Origin of the sequence: Streptomyces sp. NPDC093109 (assembly GCF_040701725.1) — a bacterium.
GTDB lineage: Bacteria > Actinomycetota > Actinomycetes > Streptomycetales > Streptomycetaceae > Streptomyces.
Genome location: NZ_JBFBEZ010000054.1, coordinates 39,031 through 45,849, shown reverse-complemented (window position 1 = coordinate 45,849; position 6,819 = coordinate 39,031). Strand labels below are relative to the sequence as shown.

The 6,819-nt window shown below is 74.1% G+C and carries 7 protein-coding genes; 4 read left to right on the top strand and 3 right to left on the bottom strand.

Going from position 1 to position 6,819, the window contains the following annotated elements; all coding sequences use genetic code 11:
• Nucleotides 1-108: 108 nt before the first annotated feature.
• Nucleotides 109-1,209, bottom strand: a complete 1,101-nt coding sequence (locus AB0389_RS33650) for an aminotransferase class V-fold PLP-dependent enzyme (RefSeq protein WP_366399348.1) — start codon at nucleotides 1,207-1,209, stop codon at nucleotides 109-111.
• Nucleotides 1,210-1,298: 89 nt separating this feature from the next.
• Here AB0389_RS33650 and AB0389_RS33645 point away from each other — a divergent pair, with 89 nt between their 5' ends.
• The 3 genes from AB0389_RS33645 (at nucleotide 1,299) to AB0389_RS33635 (ending at nucleotide 4,197) form a co-directional block, all read left to right on the top strand.
• Nucleotides 1,299-2,396, top strand: a complete 1,098-nt coding sequence (locus tag AB0389_RS33645) for an amidohydrolase family protein (RefSeq protein WP_366399346.1) — start codon at nucleotides 1,299-1,301, stop codon at nucleotides 2,394-2,396.
• A gap of 31 nt (nucleotides 2,397-2,427) precedes the next feature.
• A complete protein-coding gene (locus AB0389_RS33640; protein WP_366399345.1) occupies nucleotides 2,428-2,871 on the top strand; it encodes an NUDIX hydrolase in 444 nt (147 codons plus the stop codon).
• Between the two features lie 192 nt (nucleotides 2,872-3,063).
• Nucleotides 3,064-4,197 carry an SCO1860 family LAETG-anchored protein gene (locus AB0389_RS33635; protein ID WP_366399344.1) on the top strand — a complete coding sequence of 378 codons (1,134 nt, stop codon included), beginning with the start codon at nucleotides 3,064-3,066 and terminating at the stop codon, nucleotides 4,195-4,197.
• A gap of 75 nt (nucleotides 4,198-4,272) precedes the next feature.
• On the opposite strand, the gene cobC is transcribed toward AB0389_RS33635, so the two are convergent.
• Nucleotides 4,273-5,334, bottom strand: a complete 1,062-nt coding sequence (cobC, locus tag AB0389_RS33630) for an Rv2231c family pyridoxal phosphate-dependent protein CobC (RefSeq protein ID WP_366399343.1) — start codon at nucleotides 5,332-5,334, stop codon at nucleotides 4,273-4,275.
• A gap of 116 nt (nucleotides 5,335-5,450) precedes the next feature.
• Nucleotides 5,451-6,143: a cobalamin biosynthesis protein gene (locus tag AB0389_RS33625; RefSeq protein WP_366399342.1), complete on the bottom strand. Its 693-nt coding sequence runs from the start codon at nucleotides 6,141-6,143 to the stop codon at nucleotides 5,451-5,453.
• Here AB0389_RS33625 and AB0389_RS33620 point away from each other — a divergent pair.
• A complete protein-coding gene (locus tag AB0389_RS33620) occupies nucleotides 6,060-6,806 on the top strand; it encodes a ZIP family metal transporter (protein ID WP_366399341.1) in 747 nt (248 codons plus the stop codon). The two genes, AB0389_RS33625 and AB0389_RS33620, sit on opposite strands and share 84 nt — an antisense overlap.
• Nucleotides 6,807-6,819: the final 13 nt, after the last annotated feature.

The window sequence follows — 6,819 nt, the reverse complement described above, 5'->3', positions numbered from 1 at the left end:
CCTGCGGCGGGGGCGACCACTGGGCCACCCGCGAAGACGGGTGCGGGGCGCGAGCACCCGGTCGGGCCGGGCCGGGGGGGGGGCCCCCCCGCCGCCCCGCGACCGCGCTCAGTTCCACACCTCGTCGGCCGCGCGCAGCGCGCCCGCCACGTCCACCGAGCCGCTTGCGCCGCCCAGCGCCGCGCCCAGCGCCGCCAGCGAGGCCCGCACCGCTTCGGGGGTCGCGTCGGCGCCGTAGTGGTTGACCCGCACCATGCCGGTCGCCAGCGCGCCGCCGCCCGCGATCAGCGGCAGCCCCGGGTCGGCCGCCAGCGCCTTCGCGACCAGCTCCGAGGCGTCGACCCCGGCCGGGGTGCGCAGGGTCGTGGCCACCGGCGCGGCCTCGGCCGCGTCGTGGACGTACGGCGCGAGACCGCCCCCGAGCGCCAGCGCGCCCGCGCGGGTGGCCGCGGCGGCCGTGGTGTGCCGGGCGATCACGGTGTCGAGACCGACCGCCTCGATCCGCTCCAGACACGCCTCCAGCGCGAGCATCTCCAACTGGGCGGGGGCGTGCGGCAGGGCCGTGCGGCCGGTGTCGATCCAGCGCTCCTTCCAGTCGAGCAGGGAGAGGTACGAGCGCCGGGGCGCCCGCGGATTGGCCGCGAACCGCTCCCAGGCGCGCGGGCTCACCGAGACCGCCGAGACGCCCGCCGGGCCGCCCATCGCCTTCTGCGCGCCGATGACGCACAGGTCGACACCCCAGGCGTCCGGCAGCAGCGGCTCCGCGGCGACCGAGGCGACGGCGTCCAGCATGAACAGCGCGCCGTGGGCCCGTACGACCTCGCCGATCTCCGCGACCGGATTGGTGTTGCCGGTCGCGGCCTCCGCGTGCACCAGCGATACGAAGCCGATCTCGGGGCGCGCGGCGAGCGCGGCCTCGACCTGCGCGGCGGTGACCGCCGTGTCGAAGGGCACCGCCAGATCGACCACGTCAGCGCCGCAGTCGCGCAGCCAGTTGCCGAAGGTCTGCCCGTAGGGGCCGGTGACCACGTTCAGCGCCGTCGAACCGGGACCGGCGCCACCGCGTACGCAGCCCTCCAGCGGCAGCAGGGCCTCGCCCTGGGTGATCACGACATCGTTCGCGGTGGCGAGGAGCGAGCCGACGCGGCGCTCGATCGCGGCGAAGTGCGCGGCGGACAGCGGGGGCAGGTCCAGCAGGGGGTGGGTCACGGCGGTGCTCTCTTCGGGCGTCGGGTCGGGCGGCGAAGGGGGGAATCCCTCGCGGTCGAGGGTACTCACGGCCTCGTACAGTGCTGGCCATGAGCGATCACGAGGTGCTGCGGGTCACGGGACGGATCCTGGTCGGACCCGAGGAGGTCCGGGACGAACTGTGGGTGGTGGGCGGCCGGATCACCTACACCCCGCCCTCCGGCACCGGTGCGCGTGAGGTCCGTACGGTCCAGGGCTGGGCGCTGCCCGGACTGGTGGACGCCCACTGCCATGTCGGGCTCGACGGCCACGGCGCGGTCGACGCCGCCACCACCGAGAAGCAGGCGCTGGCCGACCGGGACGCGGGCGCGCTGCTGCTCCGGGACGCCGGCTCGCCCGCCGACACCCGCTGGACCGACGCGCGCGAGGACCTGCCGAAGATCATCAGGGCGGGCCGCCACATCGCCCGTACCCGCCGCTACATCCGCAACTACGCGCACGAGATCGAGCCGGGAGAGCTGGTGGCGTATGTGGCGAGAGAGGCGCGGCGCGGCGACGGCTGGGTCAAGCTCGTGGGGGACTGGATCGACCGCGACGCGGGCGATCTGACGGCCTGCTGGCCGCGCGCGGAGGCCGAGGCGGCCATCGCGGAGGCCCACCGCCTGGGCGCGCGCGTCACCGCGCACTGCTTCGCCGAGGCCGCGCTGCGCGATCTTGTGGAGGCGGGCATCGACTGCGTCGAGCACGCGACCGGCCTCACCGAGGAAACGATCCCGCTCTTCGCGGAGCGCGGAGTCGCCATCGTCCCCACACTCGTCAACATCGCCACCTTCCCGAACCTCGCGGCGGGCGGCGCGGAGCGCTACCCGCGCTGGTCGGCCCACATGAACCGCCTGTACGAGCGCAGGTACGACACGGTCCGCGCCGCGTACGACGCGGGCGTCCCCGTCTTCGTTGGCACGGACGCGGGCGGCACCCTCGCCCATGGCCTGGTGGCGGCCGAGGTCGAGGAGCTGACACGGGCCGGCATCCCGCCGCTGGAGGCGCTCTCCGCCACAACCTGGCGGGCACGGACCTGGCTCGGCCGCCCGGCCCTGGACGAGGGCGCCCCGGCCGACCTCGTGGTCTACGACGAGGACCCCCGCGCGGACGTCCGGGTACTGGCGGCGCCCCGCCGGATCGTGCTGAACGGGCGGGTAGTAGGCTGAATGTCCGCGCCGGTCAGTACGCTCCCGGGCCATGAGCGACACATCCGAGCGGGGGCCGATGCGGGATGCCTCCGTCGTCGTGGCCCGAGATGTGGACGGCACGGTCGCCGTCCTGAGCGCCGAATTCCCGCGGCACGGTGGCGAGTACGTGTTCCTGCCCGGCGGGCGCCGGGAAGGTGGCGAGACGCCGGAGGAGTGCGCGCGGCGTGAGCTGCGGGAGGAGGCCGGTGTCACCGCCGCTACTTGGCGCCCCCTCGGCTCGTACGCCATCACCCTGAACTCCCCGGCCCGTATCCATCTCTTCCTGGCCGAGGGCCTCGCCTGCGGTCCACGTCAACTCGCCCCGAGCGAAGTGGATTTCAAGCTGATGTGGTGGCCGATGGCCGACGCGATCCATGCCGCCGTCCAGGGGCGCTTCCTGCTCCAGGGCGGCCCCCTGGCGCTGCTGCTGGCCCAGCGGGCGACCGCGGCTTGAGGTGCCCTTCGGGAACGCGTGTCCCACAAGAATCGAATTTGGACCCGAAAACCCCACTTTAGAGTGAACTCACTTCAGGTGCTCGCTCGTTCACTCTAAGTGCGTAAAGATGACTGGTGTCTCAGTCGTCACTGCCCGCGTGTCCCCGCGGACAGCAGGCGACGCCATGTCTCTTGTGGGGGTTCCACCATTTTGAACAGCAATACCTTCCGCCTGCCCGCGCGCCGCTGCGCCGCCGTCGTGGCCGCCGCCACGCTGACGGCGGGGCCGGTGCTCCTCGCCGCGCCGGCGCAGGCCACCGAGGGTGGGCACGAGGGAAAGGCGAGCGCGGTTGTGCTCGGTGTCGGGCTCGACGTGTCCCTGCTCAACAAGTCCGTCAACCTGCCGCTCAAGCTCGCGCTCAATGAGGTCCAGGCGCCCGCGACCGCGGAGAAGACGGCGTTGACCGCCCAGCTCGACGGTGTCGACAAGGGCAGGCCCTTCACCCTGCTGCGCGCCGAAGTCGCCACCGCGAAGGCGACGGCCGACAAGCACAGGGCCGAGGGCTACACCAACATCGCGCACGCCAAGGTCCACGTCCCCGGGCTGCCGCTGCTCTCGCTCATCGAGCTCCAGGAGGTCACCTCCAAGGTGGTCTGCGAGGCGGGCAAGCAGCCGACCGCCGAGTCGAACCTGCTCGGCCCCGTGACCGTCCTCGGCAAGAGGATCACGCTTTCCGCGGCCGGCACCACGCGCGTCGAGGTGCCCGCCGTCGGTGAGGTCTCGCTCACCCTGTCGAAGACGCACACCACGTCCCGTACGGCCGCGGCGGCGGCGCTCGAACTGAAGGTGTCGGTCAACCCGCTCAAGCTGAACGTCGCGGAGGTCGAGGGCACCGTCACGCTCGCCGGGGCCACCTGCGAGTCACCCGACGCGCCCGCCGCCGCACCCGCGCCGGAGAAGCCGGCCGACACGCCGGACGACAAGCCCGGCGACAAGCCGGAGGAGCAGCAGCCCGCGCCCGGCAAGCCGGCCGGTGAGCAGCCCGCCGCCGACCCGGAGGAGGGCGCCAAGCCCGCCACCGGCGACAAGCCCGCGGCCGGGGACGACACCCCCGACACGGACAAGCCGGCGGCCGAGCAGGCGGCCGACAAGGGCTCAGAGAAGGAGCAGGAGTCGGACGGCGGGCTGAAGGCGCAGTCCGCCGCCGAGCCGGTCAGGACGAACCTCGCCGAGACCGGCAGCAGTTCCACCACGCCCTACCTCGCGGGCGGCGCGGCGGCGCTGCTCGCCCTGGGCGGCGGCGCCATGCTCGTGGCCCGGAAGAACCGTGCCGCCAAGCGCTGATGTAGTTCGGACGGCCTGACCAGGAGCGGCGCTCCGGTACGCATGTGAGTGTGCCGGAGCGCCCGCCCCTACGTACTACGTCCCCGTCGCCGTCAGCGCCTGGTCCAGCGCCTGGAGGAAACGATTTGTCGTGGCCCGGTCCCGGACCGCGATCCGCAGCCACTGCGGCCCGAGCCCCGGAAACGTGTCCCCCCGGCGCGCGGCGAAGCCCAGCGTGCGCAGCCGCGCCCGGACCGCCTCCGCGCGCTCCATGCGGATGAGCACGAACGGCCCCTCGGCCGCCTCCACCGTCCGCACCTCCTCGAACTCCGCCAGCCCCGCCAGCAGATGGGCCCGCTCCAGCGCCATCCGGCAGGCCGCCCGCTCCGCCTCCGCGAGCGCCTCGGGCGTCACACACGCCTCCGCCGCCGCAAGCGCAGGCGTCGACACCGGCCACAGCGGCTGCGCCCGTTCCAGCGCGGCCACCGTCCCCGGTTCGGCCAGTACGTAGCCGATCCGCAGCCCCGCCAGACCCCAGGTCTTCGTCAGGCTGCGCAGCACCACAAGGCCCGGCACGTCCGTCCGGCCCGCCAGGGCCTCCGGCTCGCCCGGCACCGCGTCCATGAACGCCTCGTCCACCACCAGCGTCCGTCCTGGCCTGGCGAGCTTCGCGAGGGTCTCGGCCGGATGCAGCACCGACGTCGGATTGGTCGGATTGCCCAGCACGACGAGATCCGCGTCGTCGGGCACTGCCCCCGGATCGAGCCGGAAGCCGTCCCACGCGTGCAGCAGCACCCGCCGGACCTCCCGCCCCGCGTCCCGCAGGGCCGCCTCCGGCTCGGTGAACTGCGGATGGACGATCACCGGCCGCCGGGCCGGGAGGGCGCGCGCGAGCAGCACGAACGCCTCCGCCGCCCCCGCCGTCAGCAGCACCCGCTCCACCGGCAGCCCGTGCCGTGCCGCGACCGCCGCGCGGGCCGCGCGCCCGTCGGGGTAGGCGGCGAGCCCGGTCAGCGACGCGGCGATCCGCTCGCGCAGCCAGGCCGGGGGAGTCCCCGTACGGACGTTGACCGCGAGATCGATCAGACCGGCGCCCGCGTCCCGTACCTCCGCGTCGCCGTGATGGCGCAGGTCGTGGCTATCAGCGCGCGTAGACATGGCCGTCACGGGGGTAGGCGCGAACTATCGCGCCGGCCGGGGCGGTGCCCGCGCCGACGGCGGCCGGTCTCCGGCGCGTACAGCTGTGCTCGGTCTTCCGAGCGTGCTGAGCGTGCTCAGCGTTCTTGATGGTCCTGACCGTGCGGGTCACCGGGCTCCTCCCCTCGTGCCACCGGTGTCCCGGGGCGTCTGCCGTGCTCTGCGCTCGCTACCGACATCATGTCCTCCCCGCCCGGTTCCACTCCGCTTGGCCCCCATCGGGTGTGGCATCTACTCGCCACCGCACAGGTGACCCCCGCCCGCCGCCCGTCCGGAGCCGACTTCCGTTTCGGTACGAGCAGGGTTCCGCCGCAGGCCAGCGCGGCGGCCTCGGCGACGGACGGCGTTCCCACCGCCCGGGCCGGCGCGGCGGACGGATTCGGTACGGCGATCCGGGTCAATAGCCCGGCCGGGTATCCCCGTACGGGCACCCCGAGCCGGGCCGCCGCCGCGACGATCGCGGGCCGCCCGGCCGCGGTCGCGACCGTCGCCAGTTCGACGACGGACTCCGGCGGCAGGCCCGCGTCCCGCAGCGTGGCCGCGATCAGCGCGAGTACGTCGGCGGTGGACGCGCCGCTGCTCGCGCCGACCCCGACGATCAGTTCCCCGATGATCAGTTCCCCGGCCCCCTCGGCCCCCCGCTCCTGACATGCGCGGGACCCGTCCGATCGGCTATGCAGGGGCCCATGGCGGTCTTCGTCGCGCTCGGCGCGTTCCTCATGACGCTGTTCGGCGGCTGGACCGCGCAGCGGGTCACCGACCGCCGCCATCTCGTGCTGGGACTGGCCGGTGGGCTGATGCTCGGCGTGGTCGGGCTCGATCTGCTGCCCGAGGCGATGCACGCGGCCGGCCACGAGATCTTCGGGGTGCCACAGGCACTGCTGCTCTTCGTCGGCGGCTTCCTCGTCGCCCATATGGTCGAACGGCTGCTCGCCGTCCGTCAGGACACCGGCGGCCCGCACGGCGCCGAGGCCGTCCCGGGCCCTCGCGAGCGGGTCCCCGAGGTCGGGCTCACCGCCGCCTCGGCCATGGTCGGCCACAGCCTCATGGACGGCATCGCGCTCGGCGCCGCCTTCCAGGTCGGCGGCGGCATGGGCACCGCCGTCGCCCTCGCCGTCATCGCCCACGACTTCGCCGACGGGTTCAACACGTACACCCTGACCAGCCTGTACGGGAACAACCGGCGCCGGGCGGCCACCATGCTCGTCGCGGACGCCGTCGCGCCGGTGATCGGCGCCGCCTCCACCCTGCTCTTCACGCTCCCCGCCGAGGCGCTCGGCAGCTACCTCGGCTTCTTCGGCGGCGCACTGCTCTATCTCGCCGCCGCCGAGATCCTGCCCGAGGCCCACCACGACCATCCGGCGCGCTCCACGGTGTGCTGCACGGTCCTGGGCGTCTGCTTCGTCTGGCTGGTGGTCGGCGTCGCCGGCTGAGCGGGGCCGAGAC